We start from the raw sequence: 14,862 nt of genomic DNA on the forward strand, positions 1-14,862 counted from the left end.
ACTACCCGCCTCCCGGCGAACGCCATTCCAGGCTTTTACCGGGGCAACACACAAGCGCCCTTTTTACGGAAAACCCCGCAAAGCTTAGAATCGGCGCCATGTCTCAGCCCAAACAATTTGCCACCTACCCAAGCCTCCGCGGACGCGTCGTCGTCGTAAGCGGCGGCGCCAGCGGCATCGGTGAAGCCATCGTCGAAGCCTTCGCGGAACAGGGCGCCCAAGTGGCCTTCCTCGACATCCTCGACGACGCTGCAAACGCGCTAGTGGCGCGGCTTTCCGGCCATTCCGTGAAGTTCTATCGTTGCGATCTACTCAATATCAGCGCAATCCAGCAGACGTGCATGCAGATCGCCGAGGATCTCGGCACGGTCGACGTGCTCGTAAATAACGCAGGCAACGACACCCGGCACGACCTCGAAACGGTCACAGAAGAGATGTGGGACGGCGCGCTGAACCTGAATCTGCGGCATCAGTTCTTCCTCGCGCAGGCGCTCCTACCGGGCATGCGAGCACAAAAGCGTGGCTCCATCATCAATCTCAGCTCGATCGCCTGGATGATCCCATCAACAGATCTGCCGGTCTACGTCACGTCAAAGTCAGCGATCATCGGCATGACGCGCGCCATGGCGCATCGCGTAGGCATGGACGGCGTACGTGTCAACGCAGTGCTGCCGGGCTCCATTGCAACTGAGCGCCAGCGCAGACTATGGCTCACGCCGGAGTACACCGCGCAAATCCTCGCGCGACAGGCGCTCAAGTTTGAGCTGCAACCCGCTGACGTTGCGCGCATGATTCTCTTTCTCGCAGCAGACGACAGCGCCGGCATCACGAATCAAAGCTTCGTGGTCGACGGTGGGTGGGTGTAACCGCGCTGTAACGATCCGAAGAACTGCTCTCAGCTTCCTGACACAAGTATTACGCTGCGCGACCTGCGCCGACCGTGGCCTGAGCGTCCTAAGCATTGAGGACACCATGCCAGCATCCGAACTAACCGCCCGCGACCGTACTTTTTCGCAACCCATCGCGTGGACGACCAGCATTGTCCTGGTCGCGTTTCACCTGGGTGCCATTGCCGCACTGTTCTTCTTCACCTGGAAGGCATTCTTCGTCGCCATGGTGCTGTGGTGGGTCGCTGGCGGACTCGGCATTGGTGTCGGGTACCACCGTTTGCTGACGCATCGCGGGTATAAGACGCCGAAGTGGGTGGAGTATCTGCTGACCATCTTCGCCACGCTCACGCTTGAGGGTGGGCCAATCTTCTGGGTTGCCACGCATCGCAAACATCATCAGAACACCGATAAGGAAGGCGACCCGCACTCGCCCAACGAGGGTGGTTTCTGGTCGCACGTCGGCTGGCTTGTCACCGGCAAGACCATGCACAACGACGCGGCCGAGCTGCTCCCGTACGTTCCCGACCTACGCAAGGACAAGTTCCACGTCTGGATCAGCCGCTGGCACTGGGTGCCGCTCACGACTCTTGGGCTCGTCCTGCTCGCTGTGGGTGGCCTGCCGTTCCTGCTGTGGGGCATCTTTTTCCGTACTGTGCTCGGTCTGCACTCCACCTGGCTTGTGAACTCTGCAACGCATATGTGGGGTTCGCGCCGCTTTGCTACCGGCGACTCGTCCCGCAACAGCTTCTGGGTTGCCATGCTGACTTTCGGCGAGGGCTGGCACAACAACCACCACGCACATCCCCAGTCGTCGCGGCACGGACTTGCCTGGTATGAGATCGACTTCAACTGGTATGGCATCTGCGCGTTGCGTGCGCTTGGACTCGCGTGGGATGTGAAGGCGCGGTCCCTTTCGGAAGGCAATGCGCACTAATCGGACTGAGCCGGGGAAGCGCGATTATTCCGAAATGGGACGAGAGAAGACGGCATCTGCCGCTTACTATCGATCCAAGATCTGACATCGCGCACTCCGGCTCGTCCATCAGTTGCGGCAAATCCTTTCCAAACGAGGGCTGACCTCTCCATGAAGCGCTTGCTTCCGAAGCTAAGCATTCTCTGTGTCCTGAGTTCCGCAGCATGGGGTCAACAGCCCGCAGATATCAAACCCGCAGCCGCCAAGGCTGCATTCACCATTGCCGATGTGCACGCCAGCCCTCGCGTGTCATTCCCGAACTCTGACAGCGGGCAACTACGCGGAGAGCGGTACAGCCTGCATCAGGCCACCCTTGTGGACATGATTGCGCTTGCTTACGGCGTGAAACCGGAGATGGTGCAGGGTGGCCCCAGTTGGTTAGAGCTGCCGCGCTTCGACGTCACGGCAAAGGCCGATCCGAAGACCTCCGATGCAGAGTTGAAGCGCATGCTGCAGGCGCTGCTGGCAGACCGATTCAAGCTTGTGGTGCACAAGGGCGAGGCTCCGATGCCGGCCTTTCTGCTGACAGCGCCCAGCGGCAAGCCGAAAATGCAGCAGAGCAAAGATGGCGAAACGAAATCCTGCAAGGCCGACACCACTCCGCCGGCTCCAGGCGAAGTGCCTCTCTTCGTCCTCGCTTGCACGCATATGAGCTCGGAAGAGATCGCAACTTTCCTAAGCCAGGCGGCCGGGAACTTTCTCACCGAGCCCGTTCTGGACCAGACAGGTCTAGAGGGAGCTTGGGACTTCACGCTGAGCTTTACTGGCCCGCGCGAGCGTGCCAAGGCAGGGGCCGCGGCGGTCTCGATCTTCGACGCGGTGGAGAAAGACCTGGGGCTGAAGCTGGAACTGAAGACCGCGCCACGCCTGGTGTGGATCGTCGATAGCGTGACGGAGAAGCCGACGCCGAATTCACCTGCCGTTGTCAAAGAGTTGCCGACGCTTGCACCGACTGAGTTCGAGGTCTCCACCATCAAGCCCGCCAAGCCCGACGCACAGCCGGGCGGACGTGTGGCCAATGGCCAGATGAACATAACCGCCACAACGCTGAAGAATCTGTTTTCCTTCGTGTGGGACTTTAATTCGAACGACCCACAGTTATTGGCGAACGCTCCTGCCTGGCTGGATAAGGACAAGTTCGACTTCTTCGCGAAAGCTGTCATGCCGGAGCAGATCCCCGGACGCCCGCCGGTCCAGTTCTACGAAGTTGAGTTCCGGCAGATGCTTCAGACACTCCTGATGGATCGGTTCCAGATGAAAGTCCACAGGGAAGACCGGCCCATCTTCGCGTATAAGATGGTGGCCGATCATCCGAAGTTGACGAAGGCCGACCCGACGAAGCGGACTCACTGCAAGCAGGGGCCGGGCCCGGATGGCAAGGATCCGCGCGTTGTAAATCCGATGCTCACCGCGCTTCTAACCTGCCAGAACATCACGATGAAGCAACTGGGGGAACAACTGACCCAGTTCGCGACGGGCTACATCTACACCCCCGTGCTGGATGAAACCGGACTGACGGGCGGGTATGACCTTACGCTGGCGTGGAGCTCGGCGGCCCTGACGATCCTGCGGCCGCCGCCGCCCCCGGGCCAGCCAGAGGAAGCCCTCTCAGCGGATGCAGTGACACTGTACGACGCGATGCAGAAGCAGCTTGGCATCCGGATGGTTAAGGAGAAGCGCCCTGTTTCGGTGCTTGTCATTGATCACATCGAAGAGACACCCACGCCGAATTGAAGTTCATGCGTCCTGTAACTCAGTAGGTGGTTGAGCCATGTTGAGAGACGGTTTAGCGTGCCGCCAGAATCCCTGGAACTTTGCTGGACGTTTACTACGTCCGGGACTATCCTGATTCGACTTATCGCACTGCGACGCGTGAAGTTCGCAGTGAACAGAAAAGGCTCATGAATGTGCCAGATTTCGATGAGTTACAACAGCTCTTTGCATTGATGGATGTTTGCGGATGTATCGGTTGAGCGCGCGGCGTTAAGTGCGGCCGTCACCGTGTGTCACCCGGGCGTGATTCCAATCACAACGAAACGTCCGCAGTCGCGCGACGCTTGTCCGCTCGTTCTTTGAGCGGGCCCGGCGTCTGCAACGAGGAACAGGTGACAAGCGGAGGTCGGGGCCACCACTTTCAACGACCGGCGTGAGGAGACCGCCATGCAGTTCACAGGAGTTCGGGCTTTTGTCGTGGACGATGATGTCATCGTCGCCTCTACGTTAGCTGCGATTCTGCGTCTGCATGGATTTGCGGTGAGATACTACATCGACCCGACAGAAGCATTGGCAGACGCGCTGGTGGACCCTCCCAACTTACTGGTATCCGACGTCATCATGCCCATCCTCTCGGGGATCGATCTTGCCTTGCAGATCAAGGCCCTCTGTCCTGATTGCAAGATTCTTTTGTTTTCCGGCCAGGCTGACACTGTCGATTTTGTTCAGGACGCGCAACGAGTCGATGCCAATCTCCACATCATGCCGAAGCCGATGAAGCCTTCCATGCTGTTGGAGGTCATTTCGCAGAAACTGATGCAGAACTAAGTCGAGCAGAATAGCGACAAGAACGCTTGCCTCCATCAAAAGAAGTCCTGCCGTTTTGAGCCTGCCAACGTTTGCCAATCAGAACTGCTTCCCAGCAAGACCAGCGTGCCGTCTAGACTGAAATTGGTGGCGACGCCGCCGGACTTCTTCAGCCCGGTTGTGCCGGACGCATTAGGAGCACTCCGCAATATGCAGCCTACGGTGGCCACTGGCGCTCCTGCACGACGCGCTCCCAGCTTCCAGATCATTGAGCGTAAGCCGCCACGGCCTGCGGCAATTCTGCTTGCATTCGTCATGGCTGCGAGCGTTGCGTCGGCGGTCGCCTACGGGCTCAATCACAGCAAGGCAGCGCGTCTCGCGGACGGAAGATCCAGCGCCGCACGCGACCCGAACGAGAAGCCGGGCGACACTCCTCACGAAGACGACAAGGATGACGATCCATCGCAGGTAGACACCATCGTGTTGGGCGACGCGGCTGACGCGCCGGTTCCGGCTCGTCGCAAGGACCACATCAGCCCTGTTCACGCGACCATCCTCGTCCACTTGCCACGCTTCGGACCGCAGGCGGGGCTGATCCCGGACACGCCGTCCGGTCGTCTTCTCTACAGCTGGCTTGCGGCTTTCAACCAGGGCAGCGATACGGCGTTGGAGCAAGCCGTGCCCAATGTCGCGCCGGTGTATTCGGCCGCGGCGCAGATGGTGTTGCGGGCACAGACTGGTGGTTTTAACCTGCTGTCGGCGAAGGAAGTGCAGCCGGGCGTGCTCGTCTTCCGGCTGCGCGACCAGACGCCCGCTGGGAATGAAGTGCTTGGAACGCTGCAGATGCGGGCCAAGTCCGATCCGCCGGCGATCGCAAGCCTGAGCCTTCGCGCTGTGCCTTCTACCAAGCCGAATGCCGTGGCGGCAACGGCCCAGTCCACGCCGACAAATCCGCAGCGAAACTAGGGTTGCCGGCGCCGGGTGCCACATCTTTTGAAGAGCCCTTAACGGCTCCCTACGACATGCCCAGGGTGAAAACCGTTACACTCAACGCGTGAAAACCAAGATACTGTTCGCCTCGCTCCTGGCCACCGCATTTGTCTCCACCATGGCCGCGCAAGACTCCAAAGCCTTTCTGGGCCGCTGGGATCTGACCGTAACTCCCTCCACCGGCAAAGCCTATCCGCAATGGATTGAGCTGAAAGAGAACGGCGGCAAGATGGAAGGCCGCGTACAGCCCAGAGGCGGTGGATGGCACCCGATTGCAGGCGCGCATCTCGAGTCTGGCAAACTGATCGTCGACCTGGGCGAGACCGGTGCAGCCGCCTCAACCACCTGGGAGCTCACCACCCCGTCCGCAGGCAAGCTGACGGGCATTGAGAAGCGTGGCGACGCCGCCGATGGACTGACCATCGCCGGTGCCAAGGCGCCTTCGCTGGATCGCCCGATGCCGAAGGCATGGACCAAGCCGCGGCCTCTCTTCGACGGCAAGGATCTCAAGGGCTGGGAGCCCATCGGCAACGTCGAGAACAACAAGTGGATTGCCCGCAATGGCGAACTGGTCAACGACAATCCCGAGACACCCGGTCGCAGAGGACCTGGCGCCGCAAACATCAAAACCACCGAGAAGTTCCAGGACTTCAAGCTGCACATCGAAGTGAACTGCCCCGAGGGCGGAAACAGCGGCATCTATCTGCGCGGCCGCTATGAGCTTCAGGTGGGTACCGAAGGTGGCAAGCTGCCGTCGCACGAGATGGGAGCGATCTACAGCCACTATCCGCCGCCTGCTGGCTCTGAGCTGGGTCTCGGTAAGTGGACGAGCTTCGACGTCACCTTCGTCGGTCGCCATGTAACCGTCCTGCGCGACGGCAAGATGTACCACGACAACGTTGAGATCCCCGGCCCGACTGGCGGCGCTCTTGATAGCAATGAGTCCGAGCCCGGACCGTTCTTCCTGCAGGGAGATCACCATGGTGTGATCGCATACCGCAACATCACCATCTCCGTCCCAAAGAAGTAGGTTTACGCAATGTCGCGCGGCTGCGGGTTGTTCTTCTGCCTACAGCCGCGCGATTCGCGTTAGGACAAGACCTGTGTTGAGCTGGCGGCGGGCTCTCTTGATACGAGAAGGATCGCGCCATCTTTACGGCGAAGAAGGCGATCGCAACTCTCGCTCAGTCCGTGGATGTGGAGTGCCTTACCGGCCTCACGATACCGTTTCGCAATGGACTCAATGACTTCGAGGGCAGAGGAGTCCATGATGCGAGCGTGGTCGAACTCGAGGTAGGTTTCGACCGGGTCCGTCTTCGGGCTGAAGAACGCTGTGAACTGCGCAGCAGAGGCGAAGAAGAGACTGCCGTGCAGCCGATAGGTCTTTCGACCGTTGGCTTCCAGTACATCAACTTCAAGCTGCTGTGCGTGATCCCACGCGAAGACAAGAGCAGCAATCACGATGCCCGCGACGACCGCTACGGCAAGATTGGTCAGTACCGTGACGAGCGTGACAAGCAGCATCACCAGCGTGTCATGCCTGGGAATGCGGCCTGGGAAGCTGAAGGCATTGCGCAGGCTCTGCCAGTTGAAGGTCTCCGCCGCCACCACGAACATCACGCCGACGAGTGCGGCGAGTGGGATGCGTTCAATCAGGCGCGATCCAACAAGAATGAAGGACAGCAGGAAACCACCGGCCGCAACTCCGGAAAGTCGGCGCTTGCCGCCAGCGTTCAGATTGATGATGGACTGCCCGATCATGGCGCAGCCGCCAATACCCGTAAAGAACGCGCCAACGATATTGCCAATGCCCTGCGCCATGGACTCGCGGTTCGGCTCGCCTGTTGTGTCCGTCAGTTCATCGATCAGGTTCAGGGTGAGCAGCGTCTCGACAAGTCCAATCGTCGCCAGCACAAGTGCGTACGGCAGCGTGATGCGCAGCGTCTCCCAGGTGTATGGAACGGCGGGCAGATGGAAGTGGGGAAGCGTACCTCGGATCGATGAGAGGTCTCCAACGGTTCTGGTGTGAATGCCGAAGGCAAGTGCGCATGCTGTTGCCGCAAGTATGCCCGCAAGTGCCGACGGGAATGCCTTGGTCAGCTTCGGAAGTAGAACGGTTACAGCGACAGTGACCGCGATCAACCCGAGCATCGTAAGCAGGGCGGATGAGGGTAGCCAATGTTCCGTGCCGTCTGGCATGCGCTGTCGCAGATGCTGGAACTGAGCGGAAGCAATGATGATCGCCAGACCATTCACGAAGCCAAGCATCACGGAATGCGGCACCATGCGGATCAGCTTGCCAAGGCGGAAGACAGCAAAAAGGAGCTGGAGAATACCCGTGAGAACGATGGTGGCAAAGAGATAGTCGATGCCGTGCTGGACGACGAGCGCAGCGGAAACCACGGCCATCGAACCTGCAGCGCCCGAGATCATACCGGGGCGCCCACCGAAGATTGCTGCGATGAGGCAGAGGATGAAGGCGGCGTACAGGCCGTTCAAGGGGTTGACGTGCGCGACCAGCGCGAAGCCGACGACTTCCGGCACGAGAGAAAGCGCTGCCGTAAGGCCCGCGAGGACCTCCGACCGGAGGGTTTGGATGTTCAAGATACTGCTTTCCGCAAAATAGGCGCGGCTTCCGCGCGCGGGCGGAAGCTTACCATTCTGCTTTTGTTAGTTTGTGTTGCTCTTCTCGTCGGCTGCGGTATCCGTGAAGGGTCGCGCTCGTACTTATAGAGTACCGCTCCAAAGCCTCCTTGAGGGGCTCTGGACATTCAGCTGAATGTCTTAAAGTCGTCTTGTCTTGAATTGGCCAAGGCAGAGCGCTCGTCTGTTCCCCGAAAAAAAGCCGAGCCCGACGCATAAGCGTCGGGCTCGGTGCTGATGAATTGCCGCAGGTTGGAGAGCGTGAACTCTCGTTACAGCGTGCTTTCGTAGGTCACAACCTTCTGGGTCTGTTCGCCAAGACCGTCGATGCCCAGACGTACGACCTGACCGGGCTTCAGGTAGATCGGGGGCTTCTGGCCAAGGCCTACACCAGGCGGCGTCCCGGTGCTGATGATGTCGCCGGGCTGCAGCGTCATGAACTTGCTGAGGTACGCGACAAGGTAGGCGACGCCGAAGACCATCGTCTCTGTCGATCCATCCTGGAAGCGGTGGCCGTCGACTTCGAGCCACAGGTGCAGGTTCTGCGGATCAGCCACTTCATCCTTGGTGACGAGCCACGGGCCCATGGGGCCGAAGTTGTCGGCGCTCTTGCCTTTGACCCACTGGCCTGTTCCCTCTAACTGGAAGGCGCGCTCGGAGAGGTCGTTTGCCACGCAGTAACCTGCCACGTAGTCCATGGCATTCGCTTCGTCGATGTAGCGCGCTTCGAGGCCGATGACGACTGCGAGCTCGACCTCCCAGTCGGTCTTCTGCGAGTCCTTCGGGATGATGATGCCGTCGTCCGGTCCGCAGAGCGCTGATGTTGCTTTCATGAAGACGATGGGCTCAACGGGAACGGCTGCGCCCGATTCCGCTGCGTGGTCTGCGTAGTTCAGGCCGATGCAGATGACCTTGCCGACGCCGCCAACGCAGGCGCCAATGCGTTCGCCTGCAGGAACTTCGGGCAGTGTAGAGAGGTCGAGCGCGGCGATGCGTGCGAGTGATTCTGGCGCCAGTGCTGCGCCGGCGACGTCGGCAATCACGTTGGAGAGGTCGCGCAGTTTACCTGCGGAGTCCAGGACGCCTGGGCGTTCGCTGCCACGTTGTCCGTATCGAAAAAGCTTCATATGAGAAAAGTCCCCAAATCCTTACGCCGGATGCGTGAAACCACTGTATCGCGTGAGGTGTTGGGGAGGGAGAGTGATGTGTTAAGTGTCAGTTGTGCGTGCCAGAGAAAGGGAATTGCGCTTAGAATGAGACGTCTCAGTTTCTCGCCTCGCAGCGCGGCCAGACGTCTCCCCGCTATGCAATAATTCCGGCGAATCACCCAGAGGCAAAACCGCCACGGTCCGGCCCATCCGCCGGCTGGGCTGCAATGGAAGGATTTCATGGCAACTGCAAAGCTCAAGTTTCTGGAAGATCGCTGGGACGACGCAGTCGCCTCCAAGCTGGACGCCCCGGAGCTGCTCCGTTACCGTTCGAACCTGCTGGGTTCCGACCTTCGCCTGACCAACTTTGGCGGCGGCAATACCTCCTCCAAGCTGGACGAAGTCGATCCCCTAACGGGCGAGACTGTTAAGGTGCTGTGGGTCAAGGGATCCGGCGGCGACCTGGGTTCCATCAAGCGCAGTGGTTTTGCAACGCTGTACCTGGACAAGGTGCTGTCGCTGACCAAGCGTTACCGCGGTGTTGAGAACGAAGACGAGATGGTTGCCATGTACCCTCTCTGCACGTTCAACAACAATCCGACGGCTGCTTCGATCGATACGCCCTTGCATGGCTATCTGCCCTTCCCGCACGTTGACCACCTGCACCCGGACTGGGGCATTGCCCTTGCCGCTTCGGCCAATGGCCTGGAGAAGATGGAGCAGTTCAATAAGGAGTTCGGCCACAAGATCGTCTGGGTTCCGTGGCAGCGTCCCGGCTTTGAGCTGGGCATGATGCTGAAGCGCGCGGTGGAAGCGAACCCCGGCTGCGATGGCATCGTCCTGGGCGGCCATGGTTTGTTCACGTGGGGCGAGACGCAGCGTGAGAGCTACCTGAATACCGTCACGATCATCGACCAGATCGGCCAGTTTATTGAAGCGCACAACCTGAAGAAGGCTCTGACTGCCTTTGGTGGCGTGAAGCACACGAACCACGCGGAGCGCGAGACGCTGGCAGCGCAGTTGATGCCGGTGATCCGTGGCGGCGTGTCGCAGAAGCAGCGCCTGATTGGTACCTTCAGCGATCACGACGATGTGCTGGAGTTTGTGAATTCGCAGTACGCGAAGACGCTGGCGCACCTCGGTACCTCGTGCCCTGACCACTTCATCCGCACCAAGATTCGGCCCATGTACGTGGAGTGGGATCCGAAGACGGACGTGAGCGAGTTGAAGGCGAAGATCACCTCGGCGCTCGCGACGTATCGCGAGGAGTACGCGGCTTACTACAGCAACCACGCTCTGCCGGAGTCGCCGAAGATGCGCGACCCGAATCCGACGGTCGTTCTGGTTCCCGGCGTTGGCATGTTCTCGTTCGGCAAGAACAAGGCAGAGTCGCGCATCACGGGTGAGTTTTATCTGAATGCCATTCACGTGATGAACGGCGCTGGTCAACTGGGCGATGGAACCTGCCCGGCTGAGCTGCCCCAGGCTGGTCCTGCTGCTCCTACGTCGGCGTTTGCGACGGAAGAGAACTACGTGGCATTGCCGCCCTCCGAGGCCTTCCGCATTGAATACTGGGCTCTTGAAGAGGCCAAGATTCAGCGTCAGCCACCTGAGAAGGAGCTGAGCCGCCGCATCGTGATGGTGGTCGGTGGAGCTTCCGGCATCGGTCGTGAGACGGTGCTGCTGGCTGCATCGCGCGGCGCACACATTGTTGTCGCCGACCTGACGCAGGACGGTGCGGACAAGGTTGTCGCCGAGGCGCAGGCTATCGGTGGCAAGGAGTGCGCGATCGGCACCACGATCGACATCCGCAACCGCGAGAAGATCAAGGCAGCGCTCGACAAGTGCGTTGCTGCGTTCGGTGGTCTCGACATCCTGATCAATACGGCGGCTATCTTCCCGACGTCGCCAACCGGCGCAATCAGTGACGCACAGTGGGGCACGACGTTAGAGATCAACGTGACGGCCAACTGGCTGCTGAGCGATGAAGCGAACAAGGTCTTCGCCGCACAGGCGCTGCCGGGTTCGTCGATTGTGCTGACGAGTTCTGCGAATGCCGTTGTGCCGAAGAAGGGCACCGAGGTGTACGACATCTCGAAGGCAGCGCTGAGCCACCTGGTGCGCGAACTTGCCATCACCTTCTCGCCCGATGTGCGTGTGAACGGCATCAGCCCGGCGACGGTGGTGAAGGGTTCGACGATGTTCCCGCGTGATCGCGTGAAGGCGTCGTTGTCGAAGTACAACCTGCCGTTCGAGGAGAGCGAGAGCGACGACGAGCTGCGCAACAAGCTGGCGCACTTCTACGCAAAGCGCACGTTGACGCATATCCCGATCGATCCGAAGGACAACGCGGAGGCCATCCTGTTTATCGGTGGACCGAAGGCGCCTGTGACCAGTGGCCACCTGATCCCGGTGGATGGTGGTTTGCCGGAAGCTTTCCTGCGGTAGTTGGGAACGGTTCAACGGTGGGCGCGGCTTTGGCTGCGCCCATCGTTGATTGACGTGGATGCTTGTCGTGAAAGACCTAGCCCTTTGTGAAGGTTATGGCCAGCCTTTGAGTCAGCTTTCCTGATGGCTCGGAAGAAAGCTGACCTCAGCGGCTAAAGCCGAGTTGGATTTGAGGGTTATTGGCACAGCTGAAGCTGTGCCCTTCCGAGCAATGGGCATCGGTGGCCTTAGTTTCATTGCAAGGGTTCCTTGGCATGGCAAAGCTGTAGCGTTCCGGTCGGAGGGTTTTGTGCCGCGTTGGTGGCGGGCTTGAGCGGAGTTAGCTGGCCTGGCACCGCGGTCGCTCCTTCGGAGCGATCCCACCTTAGCTTCGCGAAGATGGGGCACCCGGTTTTCATGCCCATTCTTCGATTCGACGACGAGAGAAGAACCGGGCTGCAATCTATGAACATCGCAACGAACACCAGGAGAAACAGCTTTGACACCGACTGACACACGCGCACTGGTAGCTATCGATCTTGGTGCGGAGAGCTGCCGCGTCTCACTGTTGCGCTGGCTGCCGACGGGACCGCAGTGCACGCTGGTGCATCGCTTTCTGAACAATGCCGTCGAGACAGAGAACGGCCTGCGCTGGAAGATCGATGCGATTGAAGCGGGTCTGATGGAAGGTCTGCACAGGTGTGCGGCGATTGCGACGGAAGGTGTGCGCTCGATCGCTGTGGATGGCTGGGCTGTGGACTATGCGCGACTCGATGACGATGGCAAGGCCATGGAAGATCCGTACTGCTATCGCGATGTACGTAACATCACCAGCGAAGAGAGTGTGCACGCGATTATCCCTGCTGCGCAGATGCGTGTGCTGACGGCCATCGGGATCATGCGGATCAATACGCTCTATCAGCTCTATGCGGACAAGCTCGCAGGCCGGCCCCAGGCGCCGTGGCTGAATCTGCCGGAGTACATCCTGGAACGGCTGGGTGGCCGCCGCGTCAGCGAGTATACGAACGCGACGCACACGCAGTTGATCGACATGCACACGGGAACGTGGGCGACGGGCATCTTCGAGCGGCTGGAGCTTGATCCGGAGATGGCTGCGCCGCTGGTGCTGCCGGGTTCCATTGTCGGTAAGGTGACGGGTGAGCTTGCGACGCTGCCGGCCTTTGCGGATACGCAGCTTGTTGCGCCTTGCTGCCATGACACTGCTTCGGCCATTGCCGGGATCCCGGATGCTGCGGATGACTGGGCTTACATCAGCAGCGGTACGTGGTCGCTGGTGGGGACGCTGCTGCAGGAGGCGATCAACACGCAGCCTGCGCGCGAAGAGAACCTGACAAACTTTGGTGGTGCGGGCGGCCGCATCCTGTTCCACAAGAACGTCAATGGCATGTGGCTGCTGCGTGGCTGCCTGGATGTGTGGCGGGCCGCGGGCAAGGACTGGAGCTTTGACGAGCTGCTGCCGCTGGCCGAGGCGCAGCATACGCCGCACCATCTGTTGGATGTGGATGACCCCGATCTGCTGCTGCCGGGAGACATGCCGAATCGCATCAATCGGCAGTTGCTGGAGCGCGGCTTTGGCGAGATCTCGACGAAGCCTGAGGATGCACCCGCGATGACGGCGCTGATCCTGCATAGCCTGGCTGCTCGTTATGCACAGGTGCTGGGTGCGATTGCGGATATCACGGGTAAGAAGCTGAAGAAGCTGTACATCGTGGGTGGCGGCAGTCGCAATGCGTTGCTGAACCGATTGACGGCGCAGGCTACGGGGCTTGAGGTTGTTGTGGGTGCGTCCGAGTCTTCTACGCTGGGGAACTTTGCAGTGCAGATGGCGGCGGTGGAGAGCTCGGCGGATGCGGAGACGATTGCGGAGTGGGCCGGGGTTTTGCGGACTGCGTTTTAGATCCCTACAGACCTGAACCCATGTCTCAGGAGCGAGACATGGGGCACCCGGCACGATGTGTGAACCTTCCTTGTTGTGCCGCCGGTTCCAGTCAGGATCTGCGCGTGACGATCGCAAAGAATGGGGCACGCATCCTGCGAGCTGGGCCGGAGTGACATCGGTGAGTTGCAGTTTTCCTGTCACTTACCGCTACAATCATCTGCACCATGGCACCAACCCAGAAAGAACTCGCGAAACTCGCTGGCGTCTCGGCGGGTACGGTGTCGAATGTTGTTAACGGCATCCCTGGCGTGAGCGAAACCGCTCGTCAGAAGGTGTTGACGGCGATCCGCCAGCTTAACTATCAGCCCAACCTGATCGCGCGCAGCCTTCGCACCAATCGCACGCAGACACTGGGCATCATTGTGCCGGACATCACGGTGCCGTTCTTCCCGAAGATCATTCGTGGAGCGGAGTCGGCAGCGCGTGAGGCCGGGTACTACCTGATGGTGCTGGACAGCGAAAACGACCAAGGTCGTGAGGCGGCCATGCTGGAGCTGCTGCGGTCGCAGCGCAGTGAGGGCACGCTGCTGGTGGCGGCGGGTGGTCATGGCTGGACGAAGGAGACTGCTGCTTCCGTCACGGCACAGGCGCCGCTGGTCTGCCTGGATCGTCTGCCGGAGGGGCTTGCAGTCGATTCGGTCTGTGTGGACGATCCTCGGGCTGCTGCCATGGCCGTGTCGCATCTTGTCGAGCGTGGACATCGTGAGATCGCGGTTGTGACCGGGCCGCTGACGCTGCGGAATGAGCAGGCGCGTCTGCGCGGCTATCGCACGGCGATGCAGCATCACGGCCTGCAGGTGCGGGAGCGTCTGGTGTGGCAGGCAGGCTTTCAGCCGGCGGAGATTGCGCGTGTTTGCCAGGAGGGAATGCTGGGGGGACGGGACCGTCCGACCGCTGTCTTCGCGACAAATGGCGTCACCGGGCTGAGCATGTTGAAGAGTTTGTACGCGTTAGGACTGGAGACGCCGCGTGACGTGGCTGTCGTCTGCTTCGACGAGTTGAATGGCGAAGAGTTCTTCCGGCCCGGCATTACGACGGTGGTGCAGCCGGCGTTTGAAATTGGCGCGCGCGCGCTGCAGGTTCTGCTGCGCCGGATTCGTGGCAAAGGCGATGCGGCACCGCTGGAAACGGTACGTCTTCCCGCGACACTTGTGGTGCGTGAATCGTCGAGCGAGCCAGTTTCCGCAGGGTCGCATACGGCGCGGCCTCGGGCAAAAAAACGTAGCTGACACGATATACTTAGATACGGACGCCGCTTCGGCCAACGCACGGTTTTGTCCCTCGTGTACAGGCAGAAACATTGGTGCAGCG

Annotated in this window: 11 protein-coding genes; 9 read left to right on the top strand and 2 right to left on the bottom strand. The window is 60.3% G+C overall.

All coding sequences use genetic code 11. The features are described from left to right. The first annotated feature begins 98 nt into the window (after window positions 1–98). The 6 genes from TERRO_RS00505 (at window position 99) to TERRO_RS00530 (ending at window position 6,403) form a co-directional block, all read left to right on the top strand. Window positions 99–866, top strand: a complete 768-nt coding sequence (locus tag TERRO_RS00505; protein WP_014784024.1) for an SDR family NAD(P)-dependent oxidoreductase — start codon at window positions 99–101, stop codon at window positions 864–866. A 106-nt stretch (window positions 867–972) separates the two neighbouring features. Next, a complete protein-coding gene (locus TERRO_RS00510) occupies window positions 973–1,824 on the top strand; it encodes an acyl-CoA desaturase (RefSeq protein WP_014784025.1) in 852 nt (283 codons plus the stop codon). A gap of 150 nt (window positions 1,825–1,974) precedes the next feature. Then, window positions 1,975–3,597: a TIGR03435 family protein gene (locus TERRO_RS00515; RefSeq protein WP_014784026.1), complete on the top strand. Its 1,623-nt coding sequence runs from the start codon at window positions 1,975–1,977 to the stop codon at window positions 3,595–3,597. Between the two features lie 456 nt (window positions 3,598–4,053). After that, window positions 4,054–4,404 (top strand): response regulator, encoded by a 351-nt coding sequence (locus tag TERRO_RS00520; RefSeq protein WP_245536178.1) that lies wholly within the window; start codon window positions 4,054–4,056, stop codon window positions 4,402–4,404. A 126-nt stretch (window positions 4,405–4,530) separates the two neighbouring features. After that, entirely contained in the window at window positions 4,531–5,349 is an 819-nt protein-coding gene (locus tag TERRO_RS00525; protein WP_174277922.1) for a hypothetical protein, read from the top strand. A gap of 88 nt (window positions 5,350–5,437) precedes the next feature. Continuing rightward, the gene (locus TERRO_RS00530; protein WP_014784029.1) at window positions 5,438–6,403 is read left to right on the top strand and encodes a 3-keto-disaccharide hydrolase; all 966 of its coding nucleotides are present in this window, start codon (window positions 5,438–5,440) and stop codon (window positions 6,401–6,403) included. Between the two features lie 59 nt (window positions 6,404–6,462). Here the strand turns inward: TERRO_RS00530 and TERRO_RS00535 are convergent, their stop codons facing one another. Both TERRO_RS00535 and TERRO_RS00540 read right to left on the bottom strand, forming a co-directional pair. After that, window positions 6,463–7,977 (bottom strand): SulP family inorganic anion transporter, encoded by a 1,515-nt coding sequence (locus tag TERRO_RS00535; protein ID WP_014784030.1) that lies wholly within the window; start codon window positions 7,975–7,977, stop codon window positions 6,463–6,465. A gap of 311 nt (window positions 7,978–8,288) precedes the next feature. Next, window positions 8,289–9,143, bottom strand: a complete 855-nt coding sequence (locus TERRO_RS00540) for a fumarylacetoacetate hydrolase family protein (protein ID WP_014784031.1) — start codon at window positions 9,141–9,143, stop codon at window positions 8,289–8,291. Between the two features lie 261 nt (window positions 9,144–9,404). Here TERRO_RS00540 and TERRO_RS00545 point away from each other — a divergent pair, with 261 nt between their 5' ends. The 3 genes from TERRO_RS00545 (at window position 9,405) to TERRO_RS00555 (ending at window position 14,780) form a co-directional block, all read left to right on the top strand. Next, window positions 9,405–11,612 carry a bifunctional rhamnulose-1-phosphate aldolase/short-chain dehydrogenase gene (locus TERRO_RS00545; protein WP_014784032.1) on the top strand — a complete coding sequence of 736 codons (2,208 nt, stop codon included), beginning with the start codon at window positions 9,405–9,407 and terminating at the stop codon, window positions 11,610–11,612. A 478-nt stretch (window positions 11,613–12,090) separates the two neighbouring features. Further along, window positions 12,091–13,509: a rhamnulokinase gene (locus tag TERRO_RS00550; RefSeq protein WP_014784033.1), complete on the top strand. Its 1,419-nt coding sequence runs from the start codon at window positions 12,091–12,093 to the stop codon at window positions 13,507–13,509. 206 nt (window positions 13,510–13,715) lie between these two features. Then, complete coding sequence (locus TERRO_RS00555) at window positions 13,716–14,780, top strand: LacI family DNA-binding transcriptional regulator (protein ID WP_014784034.1); 1,065 nt, start codon at window positions 13,716–13,718, stop codon at window positions 14,778–14,780. Window positions 14,781–14,862: the final 82 nt, after the last annotated feature.

It is taken from the genome of Terriglobus roseus DSM 18391 (assembly GCF_000265425.1).
Classification (GTDB): Bacteria; Acidobacteriota; Terriglobia; order Terriglobales; family Acidobacteriaceae; genus Terriglobus; species Terriglobus roseus.